20 protein-coding genes are annotated in these 22,352 nt (G+C 36.4%); all 20 read left to right on the top strand.

Going from position 1 to position 22,352, the window contains the following annotated elements; genetic code table 11:
* Positions 1 to 13: 13 nt before the first annotated feature.
* The 20 genes from BMY13_RS12400 (at position 14) to dpaB (ending at position 22,333) form a co-directional block, all read left to right on the top strand.
* Positions 14 to 784, top strand: coding sequence for a phosphatidate cytidylyltransferase (locus BMY13_RS12400; protein ID WP_092492918.1), 771 nt, complete (start codon positions 14 to 16; stop codon positions 782 to 784).
* Between the two features lie 92 nt (positions 785 to 876).
* Complete coding sequence (gene rseP, locus BMY13_RS12395) at positions 877 to 2,136, top strand: RIP metalloprotease RseP (protein ID WP_092504995.1); 1,260 nt, start codon at positions 877 to 879, stop codon at positions 2,134 to 2,136.
* A gap of 98 nt (positions 2,137 to 2,234) precedes the next feature.
* Positions 2,235 to 6,527 carry a PolC-type DNA polymerase III gene (locus tag BMY13_RS12390; RefSeq protein WP_092504993.1) on the top strand — a complete coding sequence of 1,431 codons (4,293 nt, stop codon included), beginning with the start codon at positions 2,235 to 2,237 and terminating at the stop codon, positions 6,525 to 6,527.
* Between the two features lie 194 nt (positions 6,528 to 6,721).
* A complete protein-coding gene (locus tag BMY13_RS12385) occupies positions 6,722 to 7,567 on the top strand; it encodes an STAS domain-containing protein (RefSeq protein ID WP_092504991.1) in 846 nt (281 codons plus the stop codon).
* 858 nt (positions 7,568 to 8,425) lie between these two features.
* Positions 8,426 to 8,896 carry a ribosome maturation factor RimP gene (gene rimP, locus BMY13_RS12380; RefSeq protein ID WP_092504989.1) on the top strand — a complete coding sequence of 157 codons (471 nt, stop codon included), beginning with the start codon at positions 8,426 to 8,428 and terminating at the stop codon, positions 8,894 to 8,896.
* A 14-nt stretch (positions 8,897 to 8,910) separates the two neighbouring features.
* Entirely contained in the window at positions 8,911 to 10,017 is a 1,107-nt protein-coding gene (gene nusA / locus BMY13_RS12375) for a transcription termination factor NusA (RefSeq protein ID WP_092492913.1), read from the top strand.
* Positions 10,018 to 10,031: 14 nt separating this feature from the next.
* On the top strand, positions 10,032 to 10,313 hold the full coding sequence (gene rnpM, locus BMY13_RS12370) for an RNase P modulator RnpM (RefSeq protein ID WP_092492912.1): 282 nt from the start codon (positions 10,032 to 10,034) through the stop codon (positions 10,311 to 10,313).
* Positions 10,303 to 10,602, top strand: coding sequence for a YlxQ family RNA-binding protein (locus tag BMY13_RS12365; protein ID WP_092492911.1), 300 nt, complete (start codon positions 10,303 to 10,305; stop codon positions 10,600 to 10,602). Before rnpM ends, BMY13_RS12365 begins: the two co-directional genes overlap by 11 nt.
* Positions 10,603 to 10,622: 20 nt before the next feature.
* Entirely contained in the window at positions 10,623 to 12,773 is a 2,151-nt protein-coding gene (infB, locus tag BMY13_RS12360) for a translation initiation factor IF-2 (RefSeq protein WP_092504987.1), read from the top strand.
* Entirely contained in the window at positions 12,770 to 13,048 is a 279-nt protein-coding gene (locus BMY13_RS12355) for a DUF503 domain-containing protein (protein WP_092492909.1), read from the top strand. The genes infB and BMY13_RS12355 overlap by 4 nt, the downstream gene beginning before the upstream one ends.
* A 38-nt stretch (positions 13,049 to 13,086) precedes the next feature.
* On the top strand, positions 13,087 to 13,434 hold the full coding sequence (gene rbfA / locus BMY13_RS12350) for a 30S ribosome-binding factor RbfA (protein ID WP_092504985.1): 348 nt from the start codon (positions 13,087 to 13,089) through the stop codon (positions 13,432 to 13,434).
* Positions 13,435 to 13,521: 87 nt separating this feature from the next.
* A complete protein-coding gene (gene truB, locus BMY13_RS12345) occupies positions 13,522 to 14,415 on the top strand; it encodes a tRNA pseudouridine(55) synthase TruB (protein WP_092504983.1) in 894 nt (297 codons plus the stop codon).
* A 20-nt stretch (positions 14,416 to 14,435) separates the two neighbouring features.
* Positions 14,436 to 15,374, top strand: coding sequence for a riboflavin biosynthesis protein RibF (gene ribF / locus BMY13_RS12340; RefSeq protein ID WP_092504981.1), 939 nt, complete (start codon positions 14,436 to 14,438; stop codon positions 15,372 to 15,374).
* Between the two features lie 137 nt (positions 15,375 to 15,511).
* Positions 15,512 to 15,781, top strand: coding sequence for a 30S ribosomal protein S15 (rpsO, locus tag BMY13_RS12335; protein ID WP_092492905.1), 270 nt, complete (start codon positions 15,512 to 15,514; stop codon positions 15,779 to 15,781).
* Positions 15,782 to 15,994: 213 nt separating this feature from the next.
* Complete coding sequence (locus BMY13_RS12330; RefSeq protein ID WP_092504978.1) at positions 15,995 to 18,109, top strand: polyribonucleotide nucleotidyltransferase; 2,115 nt, start codon at positions 15,995 to 15,997, stop codon at positions 18,107 to 18,109.
* A gap of 97 nt (positions 18,110 to 18,206) precedes the next feature.
* Positions 18,207 to 19,154 carry a polysaccharide deacetylase family protein gene (locus BMY13_RS12325; protein ID WP_092504976.1) on the top strand — a complete coding sequence of 316 codons (948 nt, stop codon included), beginning with the start codon at positions 18,207 to 18,209 and terminating at the stop codon, positions 19,152 to 19,154.
* Between the two features lie 29 nt (positions 19,155 to 19,183).
* Entirely contained in the window at positions 19,184 to 20,407 is a 1,224-nt protein-coding gene (locus BMY13_RS12320; RefSeq protein WP_092504974.1) for a M16 family metallopeptidase, read from the top strand.
* 61 nt (positions 20,408 to 20,468) lie between these two features.
* Positions 20,469 to 20,702 carry a YlmC/YmxH family sporulation protein gene (locus BMY13_RS12315; RefSeq protein ID WP_092492901.1) on the top strand — a complete coding sequence of 78 codons (234 nt, stop codon included), beginning with the start codon at positions 20,469 to 20,471 and terminating at the stop codon, positions 20,700 to 20,702.
* 141 nt (positions 20,703 to 20,843) lie between these two features.
* Positions 20,844 to 21,728, top strand: coding sequence for a dipicolinic acid synthetase subunit A (gene dpaA, locus BMY13_RS12310; protein WP_092504972.1), 885 nt, complete (start codon positions 20,844 to 20,846; stop codon positions 21,726 to 21,728).
* Complete coding sequence (dpaB, locus tag BMY13_RS12305; RefSeq protein WP_092504969.1) at positions 21,728 to 22,333, top strand: dipicolinate synthase subunit B; 606 nt, start codon at positions 21,728 to 21,730, stop codon at positions 22,331 to 22,333. Before dpaA ends, dpaB begins: the two co-directional genes overlap by 1 nt.
* Positions 22,334 to 22,352 lie beyond the last annotated feature (19 nt).

Genomic DNA, 22,352 nt, shown 5'->3' with positions numbered 1-22,352 from the left:
TGTTGAATCAAACATGAAACAGCGAATTCAAACAGCAATCTTAGCAATTATAGTATTTTTGCCATTTGTTCTAATTGGGGGAAGACCCTTTGAAATATTTGTCTATATACTTGCGACAATTGGTTTAGTAGAGTTAATGCGAATGCGTGAAATTGGTAAATACTCTTTACCTGCGATTTTAGCAATTGCATTATTGTGGCTTGTCTTAGGTTCTATTCCTATATTATGGGTTACAAAATCTGAAGTAATTATGTTGTTTGTTTTATTACTACTGTCATATACTGTACTAGTTAAGAATAAATTTACTTTTGACGAGGCTGGTTTTATTCTTTTATCAACTATTTATATTGGGATGGGATTCTTTTACCTGATTGAAACACGGCAAGATGGTTTAATTTACTTATTTTATGTGTTACTTGTTATTTGGTCGACAGATACTGGTGCATATTTTACTGGCAAAGCTATTGGCAAGAGAAAACTTTGGCCGGAAATAAGCCCTAACAAAACAATTGAAGGAGCAGCAGGTGGTATTGCCCTTGCCATAATCGTCGCAATCATTTTCTTCCTTATAGAACCATTTTCTGACTCATTATTTTTGGTTATTGGTGTTACAATTTTAGTATCCATTTTTGGACAAATTGGAGATTTGGTTGAGTCTGCGTTTAAGCGTCATTATGATGTGAAAGATTCTGGTAACTTACTCCCAGGACACGGAGGGATATTGGATAGGCTAGATAGCTTATTGTTTGTTTTACCGATATTACACTTTATCCATTTTATATAAAAGTAACAACTTAACAAAACGTTAAGTTAAGAGTGAATTAAAATAACAAGAAGTCAAAGTTATTCCTAATCAGATAAAGGAAGGTGCTTCTTTTGAACACTGTAATCGCGTTTATTTTTATGTTCGGTCTGCTTGTGTTTATTCATGAGTTTGGCCATTTAATATTTGCAAAAAGAGCTGGAATGCTTGCTCGTGAATTTGCCATTGGGTTTGGGCCAAAAGTTTTTGCATTTACAAAGAATGAAACAGTTTATACCATTCGCTTATTACCTATTGGTGGATATGTTCGAGTGGCTGGCGAAGATCCAGAGATTGTTGAGCTTAAGCCTGGGCAGCATATAGGATTAGAATTTAATGAAAGTGGAAAGGTCAGTAAGATTATCGTTAATAACAAATCGAAGCATCCTAATGCACGTGTTATTGAGGTGGAACATGCTGATTTAGATCATAGATTGCTTATCGAAGGCTATGAAATTGATGAAGAAGATCAAAAATTAAGTTTTGAAGTAGATCGTAAAGCATTTTATGTTATGGATGAAAAGGAAACACAAATTGCTCCATATGATCGACAGTTTGCTTCAAAGAGTGTAGGTAAGCGGGCTATGCAATTGTTTGCCGGTCCAATGATGAATTTTATGTTGGCTATAGTCATTTTCTTTATTGTTGGACTTATTCAGGGTGTTCCAGTCGATAGAGCACTAGTTTCTGGGATACAACCGGATAGCCCTGCAGAAGAAGCTGGTCTTCAAGAAGGAGACGAAATTGTTCGGATTGAAGGCAATTCAGTCTCAACTTGGGATGAATTTACGGAAATAGTTCAGAACAATCCTGAAAATGAACTCAGCATGACAGTGCAACGTAATGGTGAAACTGAACCAATTTCAGTAACCCCTAAAAAGCTTGAAACTCAAGGCATGACAATTGGACAAGTAGGAGTCCAGCGGGCTTTTGAAAAATCACTTACTGGCACAGTTAAGTATGGATTTACCCGAACATATGATACAACTAAATTGATCTTGACTAACCTCGGGATGCTAGTCACCGGTCAGTTACCGATTGAAACATTATCGGGACCAGTTGGGATATATGACGCAACAGATCAGTTTGTTAAGGCAGGAATTATGACTTTCCTAATGTGGACTGCTATTTTAAGTATAAACTTAGGGATTGTGAACCTAGTTCCCTTGCCGGCACTCGATGGTGGCAGGCTACTATTTGTTGCACTTGAAGCGGTTAGAGGCAAGCCAATAGATCCGCAAAAAGAAGGTATTGTTCATTTTATTGGCTTTGCTTTACTGATGCTCTTAATGATTGTTGTGACATGGAATGATATCCAGCGATTATTTTTATAAAGTTTGATTTATGCTTAAGAACAGTTGAAAACCCTTGTCCAAATGGCAAGGGTTTTCCATCATTATAGTTCCACAACTATAATCAGGAGGAAAACATGATGGATATTTCAAAAAGAGAGAAAATGGTTCTATTATTAAAACAGTTGGAAATACCTGATGATTATCTGGAATCTTATTTTGGGGAAAGTCAGTTAATTAAACTTGAAGTACACAAACAGATAAAAAGCTGGCATTTTCATATTAGTGTCAAGCAGTTGTTGCCAATGAATATTTATACATTACTTCTTACAAAATTACATGAAACATTTCAGCAATTTGCTCAAATTGACCTGACATTGTACCCAGAGGATAAGGACTGTGATGACCAGACTATTTGTGATTATTGGCAGTCTTTTCTTCAATCTATTTCCAATTTATCACCTGCTTATAAAGATTTAGTACATAACCAGGTGCCTCGGGTTGAGAATAATAAAATTATGTTAACTGCAAGGAATGAAGCAGAAGGCAACGCACTGAAAAAACGTTTGGAAGATCCATTTCGTGATTATTGCAAAAAGATTGGAACAAATCCATACTCTCTTGTGATTGATGTTAAAACTGAAATGGCTGAATTGAAAAAGTTCAGAGAAAAAACAGCCTTGGAAGACCAGGAAATGGTTTTAAAGACTGTTCAGGAAAAAGAAAAACGTGATCAAGACAGACAGAAAAACGAGCAGAATAAACCACTAATGCTTGGTTATAAAATTCAGGATGATCCATTGCAAATGGAAGAAATTCAGGACGAGGAACGTCGTGTCACTGTACAGGGTTATGTTTTCGCTACAGATATTCGTCAGTTACGTTCCGGAAGAAGTTTATTAATTATTAAAGCAACAGATTATACGGACTCATTACAAATAAAGATGTTTTCAAAAGGTGATGAGGATGCCGAGAAATTTGAACATGTAAAATCGGGCATTTGGATTAAAGCAAGAGGCAGTATTCAAACTGATATGTTCACAAATGAATTGGCAATGATGGCTACTGATATTCATGAAGTGAAAGTAAAAACTCGAAAAGATACAGCACCTGAAGACGAGAAGCGAGTCGAGTTACACGCACATACGACAATGAGCCAAATGGATGCAGTGGTATCACCTTCAGCCCTAATAAATCAAGCTGCAACTTGGGGTCATAAAGCAATTGCCATTACCGATCATGCAGGTGTGCAAGGGTACCCCGAAGCCCACGCTGCTGGACAAAAACATGGAATTAAAATTCTCTATGGTGTGGAAGCGAATGTTGTTGATGATGGTGTGCCAATTGCTTATAACGAACATGATGTTGGTTTAGAAAATGGTACTTATATTGTCTTTGACGTAGAGACGACAGGTCTTTCAGCGGTATATGACACAATCATTGAACTTGCTGGTGTTAAGATTTATCAGGGAGAGGTTATTGATCGATTTGAATCATTTGCTAATCCTCATCATCCATTGTCGCAAACAACAACAGATTTAACTGGAATAACAGATGATATGGTGAATAACGCACCTGAAATTGATGACGTCCTAAAGGACTTTTATGAATGGATGGAAGATGGCATTCTTGTTGCACATAATGCCAGTTTCGACATTGGTTTTTTAAATCAGGGATTTAAAAAAATTGAATATAAAAAAGTTGAAAATCCGGTTATTGATACGCTTGAGCTTTCGCGATTTTTATTTCCGGAATTAAAAAATCATCGGCTAAATACTATGTGTAAACACTTGGATATCGAATTAACGCAGCATCACCGCGCTATTTATGATGCAGAGGCAACTGGCTATTTACTATGGAAGTTAGTTCAAGGACTTTTGAATAAAGATATTACAAATCACAATAAGTTAAATGATCACATGGGAGAAGGTAATGCTTACCAGCGTTCTCGACCATTTCATTGTACACTGGTAGCTAAAACACAAGAAGGTTTGAAGAATCTATACAAGCTAGTCTCATATGCTCATATTGATTATTTCTACCGTGTTCCACGAATTCCTAGATCATTATTGCAAAAGCTACGAAACGGAATTTTAGTTGGGTCTGCATGTGATAAAGGTGAAGTATTTGAAACGATGATGCAAAAATCAGCGGATGAAGCAGAAAAAGCAGCAGAATTTTATGATTATATCGAGGTACAGCCGCCAGCCAACTATGCACATCTGATTGAAAAGGATCTTGTTCAGAATGAGGCTCAAATCCTGGATATCATTAGTAAATTAGTAGACTTAGGTAATCGTGTGAATAAAAATGTAGTAGCAACGGGAAATACACATTATATTGACGAACACGATAAACTTTATCGTCAAATATTAATTGCTTCTCAAGCTGGTAATCCATTAAACAGACAAACGTTACCAGATACACCTTTTCGTACAACAAATGAGATGATAGATAGTTTTAACTTTTTAGGGGAAGAAAAGGCACACGAAATTGTTGTAACAAATACCAATAATTTGGCAGACGAAATAGAAGAACTTTCTCCTGTTAAGGATGGACTTTATACACCAACAATTGAAGGTGCAGACCAAGAGATGCGTGACCTTTGCTATAATCGCGCAAAACATATTTATGGTGACCCTGTACCACAAATTGTTGTCGAACGACTGGAAAAAGAGCTATCAAGTATTATTGGACATGGATTTGCAGTAATTTACCTAATATCACACAAGCTAGTGAAAAAATCATTGGACGATGGATATCTTGTAGGTTCTCGAGGGTCTGTTGGTTCTTCTTTAGTAGCAACCATGACTGAAATAACCGAAGTAAACCCTTTACCACCTCATTATGTCTGTATGGAATGTCATCATCATGAATTCATAACTGATGGATCTGTAGGAAGCGGGTTTGATTTAGCTGATAAAAACTGTCCAAATTGCGCCAATCCTCTTACAAAAGATGGACAAGATATTCCCTTTGAAACATTTCTTGGGTTTAAAGGCGATAAAGTTCCCGATATAGATCTTAACTTTTCAGGCACATACCAGCCAAGAGCGCATAATTACACCAAAGAATTATTTGGAGAAGATAATGTCTATCGTGCTGGAACAATTGGAACTATTGCTGATAAAACAGCGTATGGCTATGTGAAAGGCTATGCTTCAGATAAACAGTTAGTTTACAAGAATGCTGAGGTTGATCGACTTGTTCAAGGCTGTACCGGGGTTAAACGAACAACTGGTCAGCATCCAGGTGGAATTATAGTTGTACCTGATGATAAAGAAATATATGATTTTACACCGATTCAATTTCCGGCTGATGACCGAAAAAGTGAATGGAAAACAACACACTTTGATTTTCATTCCATTCATGATAACTTGCTTAAACTTGATATACTAGGGCACGATGATCCTACAGTAATTCGAATGCTGCAGGATTTAAGTGGAATTGATCCAAAAACAATTCCAACTGATGATGCTGAAGTGATGAAAATATTTTCCGGACCGGAATCACTAGGAGTAAAACCGGAGCAAATTAATTGTAAAACGGGTACATTAGGCGTACCTGAGTTTGGTACAAAATTTGTTCGTCAGATGCTGGAGGATACTAAACCAAGTACATTTGCTGAACTAGTAATGATATCTGGTCTTTCACACGGTACAGATGTGTGGCTAGGCAATGCTCAGGAGTTAATTAATGATGGAATATGTGAATTGGCTGATGTCATAGGGTGTCGTGATGATATTATGGTATATCTAATGCACAAGGGTCTAGAAGCATCACTTGCCTTTAAAATTATGGAGTTTGTCCGAAAAGGCAAAGGGTTACAGGATGATTGGATCCAAGAAATGAAAAAAAACGGGGTTCCTGATTGGTATATAGAATCATGTAAAAAGATTAAATATATGTTTCCAAAAGCACACGCTGCAGCATATGTTCTAATGGCAGTTCGAATTGCTTATTTTAAAGTACATTATCCAATATACTTTTATGCTGCTTATTTCTCTGTCAGAGCAGGTGATTTTGAATTAGATACAATGGTTAAAGGGAGTGACGCGGTAAGACAGCGTATTGAAGGTATCGTGGCTAAAGGTAATGATGCGACACCGAAAGAAAAGAACCTGTCTACTGTTTTAGAAGTGGTACTTGAGATGATTGAGCGTGGTTTTTCTTTCCAAAAAGTAGATTTATATAAGTCTACTGCTTCTGAGTTTATAGTGGACTGTAACACGTTGGTCCCACCATTTAACGCTGTTGATGGACTGGGTACTAACGCAGCTATTAATATTGTTAAAGTACGAGAAGATGGGGAATTTCTTTCTAAAGAAGATCTTCGACAACGTAGTAAAATTTCTAAAACGGTTCTAGAGTATCTTGATAATCATGGTTGTTTAGAAGGAATGGCAGAAAAGAATCAACTGTCATTATTTTAACATCCACGGCTAATCAAGTTATTATCAGAACACTTAAATGGTACTTTAATATAGATTTTTTGCTATAATAAATGGAAATCAAGTGAAATTAATTAAGTCAACGTTTACGAATAGATTCAGATGTTTCATCTCATCAGTAGGGGAGTAAATTATTTGACATTAGATAAAAGAACTTAAATAGGGGAGTGGATACTATGGAGTTAGCATATGAAGAAGGACAACCAATCCGCCAATTTTTGATTGATAACAGACAGGTTTTTGAAGATCAACTTCTAACAGAAGCAAAAACTGTTCGGGATAAGATTGAAGAAATTCAATTGATTGGAAATATTAATTTATTAGAGAATGCCCATAAGTTAGTTTTATTCGTAGTTGATGAGAAACAAGATGAAGTAGTGAACTTTGCACGGCAAGAAGGTATTGTGTGGGCAAAACATTCCCTGACATTAGCGTTAAAAATTGAATGGATTCAAGCAATTCGCAGAACATTATGGGATTTTCTTTATCAATATGATAAGTTTAACGAAAAAGTCAGTAGCCGTGAAGAATTTTACTATATGGAGAGTAGGATAAACGATTTAATTGATAAGTTTCTCAATGGATTCTTTATTAACTATTCCTCGTTTAAGGATAAGCTAATTGAGGATCAGCGTAAATTAGTAGAGAACTTATCCGCTCCAATTATTCCGATAACTTCAAAGATTAGCATCTTGCCGATTATAGGAACGATGGATAGATATCGCGCAACTATAATTGAAGAAAAAGTATTGCTTGAAATCGGGCAGAGGCATGTACAAAAATTAATAATGGATTTTTCCGGAATAGCTGAGATGGAAACAGAAGTTATGCAATTATTTCTTAAATTACTAGATGGTATTTCCATGATGGGATGTGAAGCAGTGATTACTGGATTACGTCCTGATATAGTTAGAAACATGGTAGACCTTGAAGTAGAATTTGGTCAACATTTTGAAACAAAAGGCTCGTTGCAGCAAGCACTGGATGGTTATCTGCATTCGGACGATAAGATTTTAAATTAGTTGATTTTAAATGATTGTTGTTTTATGGAAGTAATGAATTCATAACGCAGTTGATATAAACTGCGAAGTACTTTTTAAAAAGTTTGAGTGCTATTAAGCCGCTCTGGAAATACACTTCGCGCACCTACGTCGCTGCGTAGTCTCATCTAGGCCTCAGCTCCCACAGGAGACTACGTGTATTTCCTCCGCTGTTGACTGGAGTAGGAATCGCTATAAAATAAATGTGTGACAGCTACACTAGTCCGGGTGCGGAGGGTGGTGACTCCTGCGGGAATAGCACGTGTCTGAAGTCCCCGCAGTGCAACTAAATGAAGGCCGACTAAAACCGTCCTTTGCGGACAACGTCGGCATACCCCCTTGCCGGGGAAAGGGGGCTGAGGCCGTGCCCTAAGGTGCGCATCCGCCCGTAGCGACCCCGGACGGCGGGACAGAGTTTATAGAGATTATTCTAGCAGTTAGTTCGCAGTTTATATCAACTGCGAAGATTAAAATGCAACAAAACTTACGAAGAGAAATTTTGATTATAATTAACAGCCTAACACTGCATATACTAATCATTTAATATAAAATTAGTAAGAATACGGTATATAATAAAGCAATGGTATAAACAATTATTTACTATTCTTGCAACATCAGTCCCAGTATGATATAGTTTATACTGGTAAGAAATGATACGAACGGTAAAAAGAGTGGGCGAACCCCACTCTTTCTTCATACTACTATCTTTTGCACTTTGACTACATCCCTTGCCACATCTTCCGGCAGGGGTTTTGTATTATTATGGATATTGAGCAAATGAAATGACGTATGATGGTTCATAATAAGGAATATACACAACTGAATAAAGGAGGATATATTTTGAGTTCCAATGTAATTAAAACAACTGAAGAATTGATGCAGCCCATATTACAGGAGAAAGAATTGGAATTAGTTGATGTTGAATATGTGAAAGAAGGGCAGAATTGGTTTCTTCGTGTCTATATTGATAGTGAAGATGGGATTGACATAGCAGACTGCGGAGCCGTTTCTGAACAATTAAGTGAAAAGCTGGACGAAGCTGACCCTGTAGAAGAAGCGTATTTTCTGGAAGTTTCCTCACCAGGTGTCGAGCGTCCACTGAAGTCTAAAGGTGACTTTGAAAAAAATGTAAATAATAATGTCTTTGTGAAATTATATGAACCAATTGATGGTCAAAAAGAATACGAAGGTATTTTAACGGAATTCACAGATAATATGGCTACGATTGAATATAAAGTGAAAACCCGTAAAAAGCTAGTTGAAATTCCATTTAATAAAATAGCTAAAGCAAGGTTAGCCGTTACGCTATAAGGGGGAAAATAAAAGTGAGCAGTCAGTTGTTTGAAGCGATTGATTTTCTAGAAAAAGATAAAGGTATTGATAAGGACATTCTAATGGAGGCATTGGAAGCTGCGCTAATATCAGCCTATAAGAAAAACTTTAAATCTGCTACAAATGTGCGGGTAGATATTGATGAACAATCTGGCACAATGCGCGTATTTTCACGCAAAACGGTAGTGGAAGAAATTGAGGATGCACAAGAGGAAATATCATTGGATCAGGCAAACGAAATTGATCCCAATTATGAGCTTGAAGATGTTATTGAGGTTGAGGTAACTCCAAAAGACTTCGGACGTATCGCTGCCCAAGCAGCAAAACAAGTGGTTACACAACGTGTAAGGGAAGCTGAACGCGGTGTAATATTTAGCGAGTACGCTGATCGTGAAGAGGATGTCATGACAGGAATTATTCAGCGTAAAGATCCACGGTTTGTTTATGTAAACCTTGGTAAAATTGAGGCTAAGCTTGCTGAGGCGGAACAAATGCCTACTGAAGAATACTATGTGCATGACCGTTTAAAAGTATTTGTAACAAAAGTCGAGAATACGAGTAAAGGTCCTCAAATTTATATTTCAAGGTCACATCCAGGACTATTAAAGCGTCTGTTTGAAATGGAAGTTCCAGAAATTTATGATGGAATTGTTGATATCAAATCTGTAGCAAGAGAAGCAGGGGATCGTTCTAAAATTTCGGTTCATGCAGATGATCCTGAAATCGATGCTGTTGGTTCATGTGTTGGCCAAAAAGGACAACGTGTACAAGTGATTGTCAATGAACTTAAAGGTGAAAAAATTGATGTTGTAGAATGGTCTGAAGACCCTATTGTCTATGTATCAAACGCTTTAAGTCCTTCGAAGGTAGTTGAAGTATTAGTAAATGAAGAAGATAAGGCAACAACAGTAATTGTACCTGACTATCAACTCTCACTAGCTATTGGTAAACGTGGTCAAAATGCTCGTTTAGCAGCAAAATTAACCGGCTGGAAAATTGATATTAAAAGTGAATCAGAAGCTCGTGAAGAAGGGCTTTTAACAGACGACGAAGATACTGATGCTTATTCTGACAATGATGAAGAAGGTTTGTTCGAATAGGGGGAGGTTCTGTAATGGCGCAAAAACGAAAAGTACCAGAACGAAAATGTATAGTGACAAATGAAATGAAACCAAAGAAAGATCTCATTCGTGTTGTCCGAAACAAAGAAGGAGAAGTCTTTGTTGACCCAACCGGCAAAAAAAATGGCCGTGGAGCATATGTGTCGAATGATATAGCTGTTATAGAAAAGGCTGAGAAGGCTGGGATTTTAAGCCGTCAGTTGAATACAAAAATTGAACCATCAATCTATGAAGACCTTAAACAAATAGTTGAAGGAAAGAATAATGAAAAATAATTACTTAAATTTAATTGGCTTAGCCTATAGGGCTAGAAAGTGTTCTTTAGGGGAAGAAACGATTGTGAAAGACATCAAACAAAACAGAGCAAAACTTGTTCTTTTGGCGAACGACATCGGTCCCCAAACACGAAAAAAATTAACGGACAAATGCAAAACATATGAAGTACCATTTTTAATAGTTGATGATAGAGAAACGTTGTCAAATGCTATTGGAAAATCACAAAGAGTAGCTGTAGCTATTTTAGATGCAGGATTTGCCACTAAAATTAAATCGTTACTCGGGTAATTAAATTCGGGGGTGGACGTATGAGTAAGATGCGTGTATATGAATATGCAAAACAGAATAAAACGACCAGTAAAGATGTAATTAACTATTTAAAAGAGTTAAATGTTGAGGTTTCCAACCACATGTCGACAATTTCGATTGAAACGATATTAAAGTTGGATGAAAAATTCGGATCAAAAGAAACGGAAAAAACGAAGCAAAAGGAAACACCGAAAAAACCAGCAAATAACAACAATGCAGCAAACCAAACAAAAAAAGAAAATAAACAAACCAGTAATGGGAAGTCTAATAACAACCCAAAATCACATCAAGGTCAACAAAAGAAAAACCAGAATAACCATAACAAAAAGCAGCATGGTAAAAACGCAAAAAGGAACAATCAAGCTCCTAAGCAGCAAAAACCTGTTGTAAAGGAAACGCCGAAACATATTACTTACAGCGAAACATTAACAGTAAGTGATTTGGCAGCTAAGCTTAATAAAGATGCATCTGAAATTATTAAGAAGTTAATGTTCCTTGGTGTAATGGCAACGAAAAACCAGGATCTTGATGATGATGCAGTCGAGCTAATTTGTGCAGAGTATGATGTGGAAGTAGAGAAGGAAATAATCCTAGAAGATACCGATTTTGATAAGTATCGGGAAGAAAATAATGAAGCTGACTTAGTTGAAAGACCTGCAGTTGTAACCATTATGGGACACGTTGACCATGGTAAGACAACATTATTGGATGCAATTCGCCACACAAAAGTAACAGAAGGTGAAGCAGGTGGTATTACCCAGCATATTGGGGCGTACCAAGTACGAAGTGAAGGTAAAAAAGTAACATTTCTTGATACACCAGGACATGCTGCTTTTACCAGTATGCGTTCCCGCGGTGCACAAGTAACCGATATAGCTATATTAGTTGTTGCAGCGGATGATGGTGTAATGCCACAAACGATTGAAGCGATTAACCATGCTAAAGCTGCGGAAGTTCCAATTATTGTAGCAGTTAACAAAATGGACAAAGAAGGCGCTAACCCAGATCGTGTTATGCAGGAGTTAACGGAGTATGAACTCATACCTGAAGACTGGGGCGGTAGTACAATATTTGTTAATTTGTCTGCAGTCAAACAGGAAGGAATCGATAGTTTGCTTGAAATGATTCAGCTTGTATCAGAAGTAGAAGAATTAAAAGCAGATCCAAATAACAATGCCTTTGGTACAGTAATAGATGCTCGACTTGACAAAGGAAGAGGATCTGTTGCTACATTGCTAGTGCAAAACGGGACATTACATGTAGGTGATTCTGTTGTTGTCGGAAACACATTTGGACGCGTTCGTGCAATGGTTAGTGACTTGGGGCAACGGATAAATGAAGCTGGTCCATCAACACCAGTTGAAATAACTGGATTAAGCGATGTACCACAAGCCGGCGATCAATTCCTAGTATTTAAGGATGAGAAGAAATCACGTCAAATTGGTGAAGCTCGTCAGCAAAAGCATATTCAGGAAAATCGGACAGAACAAACTAAAGTTAGCATAGATGATTTATTCGATCAGATTAAAGAAGGCGAAATGAAGGATATAAACCTTATAGTCAAGGCAGATGTTCAAGGGTCTGCAGAAGCTATGGCCGCTTCATTGAGAAAGATTGAAGTTGAAGGTGTTAAAATAAAAATCATTCATACTGGTGTAGGTGCTATTACTGAATCAGACATTATTTTAGCATCCGCTTCAAATGCAATTGTAATTGGATTCAATGTACGGCCAGATGCTAACGCGAAAAAGGCTGCAGAATCAGAAAAGGTAGATGTACGTTTACATCGCGTTATTTATAAGGTTATTGAAGAGATAGAATTAGCTATGAAAGGTATGCTTGACCCTGTGTACGAAGAAAAGGTAATAGGTCAAGCAGAAGTTCGTGAAATATTCAAGGTTTCTAAAATTGGAACTATCGCTGGTAGTTATGTAACAGATGGTAAGATTACACGTGACTCGGGAGTACGCATTATTCGTGACGGTGTGGTGCAGTTTGAAGGTGAAATAGATGCCTTAAAACGTTTTAAAGACGATGTCAAAGAAGTTGCGAAAAATTATGAGTGTGGTATTACAATTAAAAAGTTTAATGATATTAAAGAAGGCGACGTAATTGAAGCATTTGTCATGGAGGAGATTGAACGCAAATGATAATTTATGCTGAAGTAGAATGCATTCTCTATGAAGGTCATTCACTTAAGCAAAAACGATCTGTTATCAAAAGTTTAATGGCTAAATTACAAAATGAATTAAATGTAGCAGTAACAGAGTTAGATTATCATGATTTATGGCAACGTACAAAACTTGGAATCGTGACAGTTTCCAATGAAAAAAAACATGCTGAACAGGTTATACAGGAAGGTTTGCGGATTATTGACACATTTAATGAACTGGAACGGACACTTACTGATGTTGAGCATGTATAATCAAATTATCAGGTCGTCAATTTATAGAGGTGATCAAAATGAGTGACATTCGTTCAAATCGTGTCGCAGAGCAAATGAAAAAAGAGTTAGGTGAGCTTTTAAGTAAAAAAATAAAAGATCCACGTGTTGGATTTGTAACAGTCACAGATGTAGATGTAGCTGGTGATTTGCAACAGGCGAAGATTTTTATATCTGTTCTAGGAGATGAACAAAAGAAACATGATACACTTGTTGGCCTAGCCAAAGCTAAAGGGTTTATCCGTTCCGAAATTGGAAATCGCATCCGTTTACGGAAAACACCCGAAATCACATTTGAATTTGATGAAGCTTTCGAATATGGAAATCGTATTGAAACAATTCTACGTGATTTAAACAAAGACAAGTAATATACAGTGAAATTCAATCTGACCCACAAAATAATGAGTGGGTCAGATTTTTCCATGCACGATACATAAGTCTCAGGAGCTGGTTAGATGAATGGTATATTGCCTTTATGGAAACCAAAAGGAATGACGTCACATGATTGTGTAATAGCAATTAGGAAAAAATTCCATTTAAAGAAAGTAGGACATACAGGAACCCTTGACCCTGAGGTTGAAGGTGTTTTACCTATCTGTATTGGACAGGCAACCAAAATCGTCCCCTATTTGACTGATACTAAAAAGACATATATAGCACAAGTGATGTTAGGTGTTGCTACTGAAACTGAAGATAGTCACGGTGCAATTATCGAGAAATACAAAGTGGTAAATCCGCCATCTAAACAGTCAATTGAAAACGTGTTACAATTGTTTAGGGGAGAAATCACACAAATTCCTCCAATGTATTCAGCTGTTAAAGTAAATGGTAAAAAGCTATATGAATATGCAAGGGCAAATGAACAAGTAGAACGACCACAGCGGAAAGTAATAATTTACCAACTTAACCAAGTGGGAGAAACAGAACATCAAGATAGGTTTACGATTAAGGCAACCTGTTCAAAAGGTACATATATCCGAACATTATGTGTAGATATTGGTAAGAAATTAGGTTACCCAGCACATATGGCACACTTGGTTAGAACAGAAACAGGAATTATTAAAAAGGAAGACACTGTTACATTTTCCGCTATTGATGATGCGATAGAGTTGCAGAACCAAGAAAAGTTATTGATGCCAATTTCAAAAGGTTTAAATCATCTGGAACATATTAATGTTAATGAAAATACCAAAAAGCGAGTGCTGTATGGCCAAAAATTGCCAAAGCCTGATAATGTGTCAAAGACAGATCCTTTTGTAATGATGTTTGATAAACAAGTATTGGCAATTTATCAAATACATCCTGAAAAAACGGATTTAATTAAACCAATTAGAGTTTTTAAAGAGTGAAAAAGAGTAGGTGAAGAGCGTTGCGAACGATTGAATTAACATATCCTCACACATTGATATTAGAAGAGCTACCGGAGACAGTTGCTGCTATAGGTTTTTTTGATGGTATCCACAAAGGTCATCAGAAAGTTATACAAACAGCTGTATCTAAGGCGAAGGAACGTAAAATGGAAAGTGCAGTTATTACCTTTCATCCTCATCCATCTGTTGTATTAAAAAAAGATGCACCACATGTAAGATATATTACGCCTTTAAGAGAGAAGCAAGAGATTCTACAGCAACTGGGTGTTAATCGTCTGTATGTTATTACCTTTAATAAAGAATTAGCATCACTTGAACCACAGCAATTTATTGATCATTTTATTATTGGATTAAAAATTAAACATTTGGTGGCAGGATTTGATTTTTCTTATGGACATAAAGGTCAAGGTAATATGGAACGGATTAAAAACCAAACAAAAGGTTTATTTAATTATACAACAATCGGCAAAGTCGAACTGGATAATGAAAAGGTGAGTTCTTCCAGAATAAGAGAACTTCTCCAAAATGGTGAACTTGAAAAAGCCAACTACTTGCTAGGACGACCGCTAACTATTCAAGGAATTGTTGTTAAAGGTGATCAGCGCGGAAGAACAATTGGTTACCCAACCGCAAACTTAAGGGTTACTCCCGATACACTATTGCCTAAAGTCGGTGTATATGCAGTAAAAGTGCTTTATAAAAATGAAGTTTATGAAGGAATGGCGAATCTGGGATATAATCCAACTTTTACAGATGACAGAGTTGAACCATCTGTAGAGGTTAATATATTTGATTATAATAATGATTTATATGGTGAAGAACTGCATGTAGAATGGCATAAATTCATTCGAGAAGAGGAAAAATTTAATAGTGTTGAAGAGTTAGTCAACTATATAGATAACGATGAAAAATGTATTCGCAATTACTTTTGCAGTTAACGTTTCTTTGATTTACCACTTGCATTTTCAGCGAAAAAGATGTACGCTTAGAAACGTAAAACCATCGCTTGGCAGATCGTAACTCCGACGTTTGCTAGGGGACTGGGGATATTAATAATTTAATGGAGGTGAGCCAGATGGCTATCACAAAAGAACGTAAGAATGAAATTATTAGTGAACACAAAGTTCACGATAATGACACTGGTTCTCCAGAAGTACAAATTGCTGTACTTACTGAAGAAATCACAACACTGAATGAACATTTACGTGTTCATAAAAAAGATCATCATTCACGTCGTGGTCTTTTGAAAATGGTTGGTAAACGTCGTAACTTACTTAATTACCTACGTAATAACGATGTTACACGCTACCGTCAACTAATTAAAAAACTTGGCCTACGCCGATAAGTATTTTAAAAAGCAGGAGCAATCCTGCTTTTTTTATCAATTCAGAAAGTATAAATTATTATCTTGCTGAATAAATGCAACTTAGGCTTTCGCCATTAGAGCTTGGCGATAAGCCAAGTTTTCTATACTTAATTAATACATAAAATTTACATTTTAGCTTATTAACTATAAAATGAATGGTAGTATGTTTATATTGAAAGGAGTACTAATACAATGGCAGAAGAAAATCAAGAATTCTCCACTGAAATTGCCGGTAAGAAATTTATCGTTGAAACAGGAGAATTTGCAAAACAAGCGAACGGGGCATGTATGATTCGCTACGGTGATACCTCTGTGTTATCAGTAGCAACAGCATCCAAAGAACCAAAAGACTTACCATTTTTCCCTTTAACTGTTAATTATGAAGAACGTTTATATGCTGTCGGGAAAATACCTGGAGGGTTTATTAAGAGAGAAGGGCGTCCAAGCGATAAAGCTACATTAACTTCACGCTTAATTGACAGACCGATTCGACCACTTTTCCCAGATGGCTATAGAAATGAAGTACAAGTTATCAGTACGGTAATGAGTGTTGATCAGGATTGTTCTTCAGAAATGGCTGCAATGATAGGATCTTCTATCGCATTGGGGATTTCTGATATCCAACTTTCCGAACCAATAGCAGGAGTGAACGTTGGACTGGTTGATAATGAGTTTATTATTAATCCTGACATTGAGCAACAGAAAAATAGTGAAATCGAATTAACTGTAGCTGGGACAAAAGATGCTATTAACATGGTTGAAGCAGGAGCGCAGGAAGTACCAGAAGATGTTATGCTTGAAGCCATCATGTTTGGACATAATGAAATTACTCGCCTTGTTGAATTTCAAGAGAAAATAATTGCTGCTGTCGGTGTTGAGAAAGCTGATATGCCATTACTTGATACTGACGAAGACATTGCTGCAAAAGTGGAGTCTGAAGCTAAAGATAAATTGCAGGAAGCAATTAAGGTAGAAGAAAAACATGCCAGAGAAGAAGCAATCAGTAATGTTAAGAATGAAGTATTAGCCTTATACGAAGAAGCCGATGAAGAAGTTATTGGTGATGTAAAAGCGACCCTTGATAAAATGGTAAAAGAAGAAGTACGTCGTTTAATCACCAAAGAGAAAATACGTCCAGATGGCCGTAAAGTTGATGAAATACGCCCGTTATCATCGAGAATTAACGTGTTACCACGGACACATGGTTCTGGTCTTTTCACACGTGGACAAACTCAGGCGTTGAGCGTATGTACTTTAGGGGCATTAGGTGATGTACAAATTTTGGACGGTCTTGATTTAGAAGAGTCCAAGCGTTTTATGCATCATTATAATTTCCCGAAATACAGTGTTGGCGAAACAGGGCCAATTAGAGGACCTGGTCGTCGTGAGATTGGACATGGTGCTTTAGGGGAGCGTGCACTTGAAAAAGTTATTCCATCAGAAAAAGACTTTCCATATACGATTCGCTTAGTATCTGAAGTTTTAGAGTCGAATGGTTCTACATCTCAAGCAAGTATTTGTGCAAGCACACTAGCTATGATGGATGCTGGTGTACCGATTAAGACACCTGTTGCAGGTATTGCGATGGGACTTGTTAAATCCGGCGAAGACTATACAATTTTGTCAGACATTCAAGGTATGGAAGATGCACTTGGTGATATGGACTTTAAAGTAGCTGGAACTGAAAAAGGTGTTACAGCGCTTCAAATGGATATTAAAATTGACGGACTTTCAAAAGAAATTTTGAAGGAAGCATTAACCCAGGCTAAAAAAGGTCGTATGCATATTCTTGAATCTATGCTTGCGACAATTAAAGAGCCAAAATCTGAGCTGTCACAATATGCACCTAAGATCCTAACGATGAAAATAAATCCAGATAAAATCCGTTCTGTCATTGGACCAAGCGGGAAACAGATTAATCAAATCATTGAAGAAACTGGTGCAAAAATTGACATCGAACAGGATGGAAGTGTATTTATCTCATCAACTGATGCTTCCATGAACGAAAGAACAAAAGAGATTATTGAAGATCTTGTACGAGAAGTTGAAGCAGGACAAATGTATATGGGCACAGTTAAGCGTATTGAGAAATTTGGAGCATTTGTAGAGTTATTCAAAGGAAAAGATGGCTTGGTTCATATTTCTGAACTGGCAGAAGAACGAACTAATAAGGTTGAAGATGTTGTTTCAATCGGTGATCAAATTATGGTTAAAGTTAAAGAAGTCGATAATCAAGGTCGGGTAAACCTTTCAAGAAAAGCTGTATTAAAAGATGAAAAAGAAAAAAGTGAAAAATCGAGTATGTAAGCTGTTTTAAAATCAAGAAGCTGGAAATCCAGTTTCTTTTTTTATGCTCTCATATCCTGTCCTTCTCATTCATATGAATGAATAAGGGGGGATTTGAATGTATCGCTATCGTGCTATTATTCATTTTTGCGTTTTTATTATTGTTGTAGCGTTGGCATTTAATAACAGCTATAATCCATTTATTTTAAATGATGCTGAAACGTTTTCTTATACTGTATCAAAATCGGAGGAATCTCTGCTTCAAAAAATCAGAACAAAAAGTACTAAATATAGAAAACCTCCTGAAAATGCAATAATTGATAAAGTGTGGAAGAAAACACCCGGATTAAATGGTATCCGTGTAGATGTAAATAAATCATATGAACAAATGAAAAAGGGTGGTGTATTTGACGAAACGCTACTGGTTTATGAACAGATTCCACCTAACATTACTTATAAAGAACTTCCAGCTGCCCCTACTTACAGGGGCCACCCTGAAAAAGATATGGTTTCGTTCTTAATAAACGTGTCATGGGGTGATGAGTATATCCCTTCGATACTTAACGTTCTGAAGAAGCATAACGTCAAAGCAACTTTCTTTATTGAAGGTAAATGGGCGCAGGAAAATGCTGATTTCGTTAAAATGATTGATGAACAGGGTCATGTAATAGGTAATCATGCATATAATCACCCGGATATGTCTCGGTTGTCAAAAAAGCAAATAACTGAACAAATTAATCGAACAAATGAAATTCTTAAAGCTATTACTGATAATAAACCAAAATGGTTAGCTCCGCCAAGCGGGAGTTACAATGATCAAGTAGTTAAAATTGCACATGAAATGAACATGGAAACGATTCTGTGGAGTGTAGATACGATTGATTGGAAGAATCCATCTGTATCTGTTATGATGAACCGAGTAAACAACAACATTCATCCTGGTGCTACGGTATTAATGCACCCTACATCCTCAACAGCACAAGGATTAGATTCGTTAATTGTAAATATAAAAGAAAAAGGTTATAAAATAGGAACGATTACTTCATTAATGAATGAAGAAAGATAGCATTTGGATGGATTTTAGGAGGAAATACTTTGGTAGAGAAACATACTAGTAATAATGGACTTCGAATTGTGTTAGAAAATATACCTGCTGTACGCTCTGTAACAATTGGTATTTGGATATTAACTGGATCGAGAAATGAATCAGAGGGAACAAATGGAATTTCCCATTTTCTTGAACATATGTTTTTTAAGGGGACTATAAAAAGATCTCCACAGGATATTGCAGAAGCCTTTGATGCAATAGGTGGACAAGTTAATGCATTTACATCGAAAGAATACACGTGTTTTTATGCTAAAGTTATCGATACACATAAGGAATATGCTCTTGAAATTTTAGCTGATATGTTCTTTAATTCTACCTTTGATGAGGAAGAAATGGAACGTGAGAAAAAAGTTGTTTTGGAGGAAATAAAAATGTATGAAGATACACCAGATGACATCGTTCATGATATTCTGGCTCGTGCTTCATATGGGGATCATCCTTTAGGATATCCAATTTTAGGATCAGAAGAGCAGTTACTTTCCTTTAAACCGAATTCATTGAGGGAATATATAAAAGAGAGCTATACTCCGCAAAATGTAGTAGTTTCTGTTGCAGGTAATGTAGATGAATCATTTATTAAAACAGTCGAAGGTTATTTTGGCAATTATGAATCAGACTCAGAGCGTGTAAAATTAAAGAAACCTGCATTTTTAGCAAATAATATTGAACGAAATAAAGATACTGAACAGGCTCATTTATGTTTAGGATATAATGGTCTGGCTGTCGGAAATGAGGATATGTACAGTTTGATAATTATGAATAACGTACTAGGCGGCAGTATGAGTTCAAGGCTTTTTCAGGAAGTTAGAGAGAAGCAAGGATTAGCTTATGCTGTGTTTTCTTATCATGCGTCATTTCAGGATAGCGGAATGCTAACAATTTATGCTGGAACTGGTAAAGAACAATTACCACAACTGCAAGATACAATTAATCAAACAGTGGAAAAGCTGATAAATAATGGTCTGACGGATAAAGAACTAAAAAATAGTAAAGAACAGTTAAAAGGGAACCTCATGCTAAGCTTAGAGAGCACCAGCAGTCGTATGAGCCGTAATGGAAGAAATGAATTACTTTTAAACAGGCATCGATCATTGGATGAGATGATTCAGGAGATTGATGCAGTTAATCATGAAAAAATACAGAAAGTAATTAAGACGATATTTGAACAATCTCCATCAAGTGCATTAATTGCACCTAAAACAACTTCCTAATCATAGATTAGGTTAAATAGCATATATATACTATTAGCTAGACAATCATGGGGGCGATCATATGCGCTATAAGGATATTAGCGGTAAAGAAATTGTTAATGTCAACCATGGATCACGGTTGGGTATATTAGGTCAGACAGATCTTGAAATCAATGAAAAGACAGGTCAAATTGAATCATTTGTCATTCCGAATTACAAATGGTTTGGTTTAAAAAAAGAAGGCGAAGAAACAAAAATCAGATGGAGCTCAATTAAAAAAATTGGCGAAGATATGATTATGATTGAAATCGATTAGGGTAGTATTCACGTTATGGGCTAGTGTCATTTTTATGATACTAGCCTTTTTTTTGTTTTTGCTAATCACTAACCCATGATACGCACATAAGCTATAAAGAAATGAATTTAGTGAAAGTATGTCTGGAGGGGTTTTTCGACGATGAATCAAGTAATCGCTGTTATAGGTGGAGATGCACGTTACCTGGAATTGATACGACAGTTGCAAACACTGCCTGATACAACCATTTATTTAGTTGGATTCGATAAGTTGGAACAAGGATTCACAGGATTAAAACAAGTTGATTTTGTCGAATTAGAGCAAGCAAAACTAGATGCAGTTATTCTTCCAATAACTGGAACAAATAGTAAAGGGTATGTTGAGACAGTTTTTTCTGATCAGGAAATTAAATTAACAAAACAGTGGTTTGCACAGTTAAAAAAATCAACACTCGTATTTACTGGCATAACAAATGACTTTTTAACTTCTGTTACAGATGAACTTCATGTTTCGCTTATACCATTATTTAATCGGGATGATGTAGCTATATACAACTCAATTCCTACTGCTGAAGGAACAATAATGATGGCAATCGAACATACAGACTATACGATACACTCATCACGAGTAATTGTGGTTGGATTTGGCAGAGTAGGCAACACAGTAGCAAATAAATTCTCTGCCCTTGGGGCGGAAGTTTCTGTCTGTGCTAGAAGTATTATGGATTTAGCAAGAATTACTGAAATGGGACATACAGCTATTCCATTTGAAAAATTACATGAACATACAAATGAGTGCGACTTATTAATCAATACAGTCCCAGCACAAGTTGTAAAAAAAGAATCTATTCAACAGCTTCCGTCACATGCATTTATTATTGATCTTGCTTCAAAGCCTGGAGGTACAGATTTTGCTTATGCAGACCAACGAGGTATTAAGGCAATTTTAGCCAGAAGTCTACCGGGTATAGTAGCGCCGAAGACTGCAGGCAAAATATTGGCCGATGTAATTAAGCAATTTTTAACTAATGAGGAGGAACGTATATAATGTCATTAGAAGGAAAAAGAATCGGATTTGGATTTACTGGATCACATTGTACGTATGACAAAGTATTTCCTCAACTGGAACGTCTAGTTGAGGCTGGGGCAGATGTAATACCGATCGTTACGTATACAGTCAGAACCACAGATACCAAGTTTGGCAAAGCAGAAGATTATGTTGCAAAAATAGAATCCATTACTGGAAAAAGCGTCATTACAACAATGCCCGAAGCGGAACCATTAGGACCAAAATTGCCTTTAGATTGTATGGTGATTGCTCCATTAACTGGAAATTCATTAAGTAAAATGGCAAATGCATTAACAGATTCACCTGTATTAATGGCAGCAAAAGCAACAATGCGAAATCAAAATCCAGTTGTTCTTGGAATAGCCACTAATGATGCACTTGGACTAAATGGCGTGAATTTAATGAGATTAATGGCAAGCAAATTTATTTATTTTATTCCATATGGCCAAGATGATCCTATAAAAAAACCAAATTCGTTAGTCGCAGATATGGACTATTTGCATGATACTGTTGAACATGCAATTCAGCATAAACAACTTCAGCCTGTAATTATACCTCATGAGTATGATAATATGGTAAAATAAATAGAATCTTATTATTAGT

The sequence above is a fragment of the Virgibacillus subterraneus genome, from assembly GCF_900110695.1.
In the GTDB taxonomy this organism is placed as follows: Bacteria; Bacillota; Bacilli; order Bacillales; family Amphibacillaceae; genus Lentibacillus; species Lentibacillus subterraneus.
This window is presented reverse-complemented; position numbering and strand designations above follow the sequence as displayed.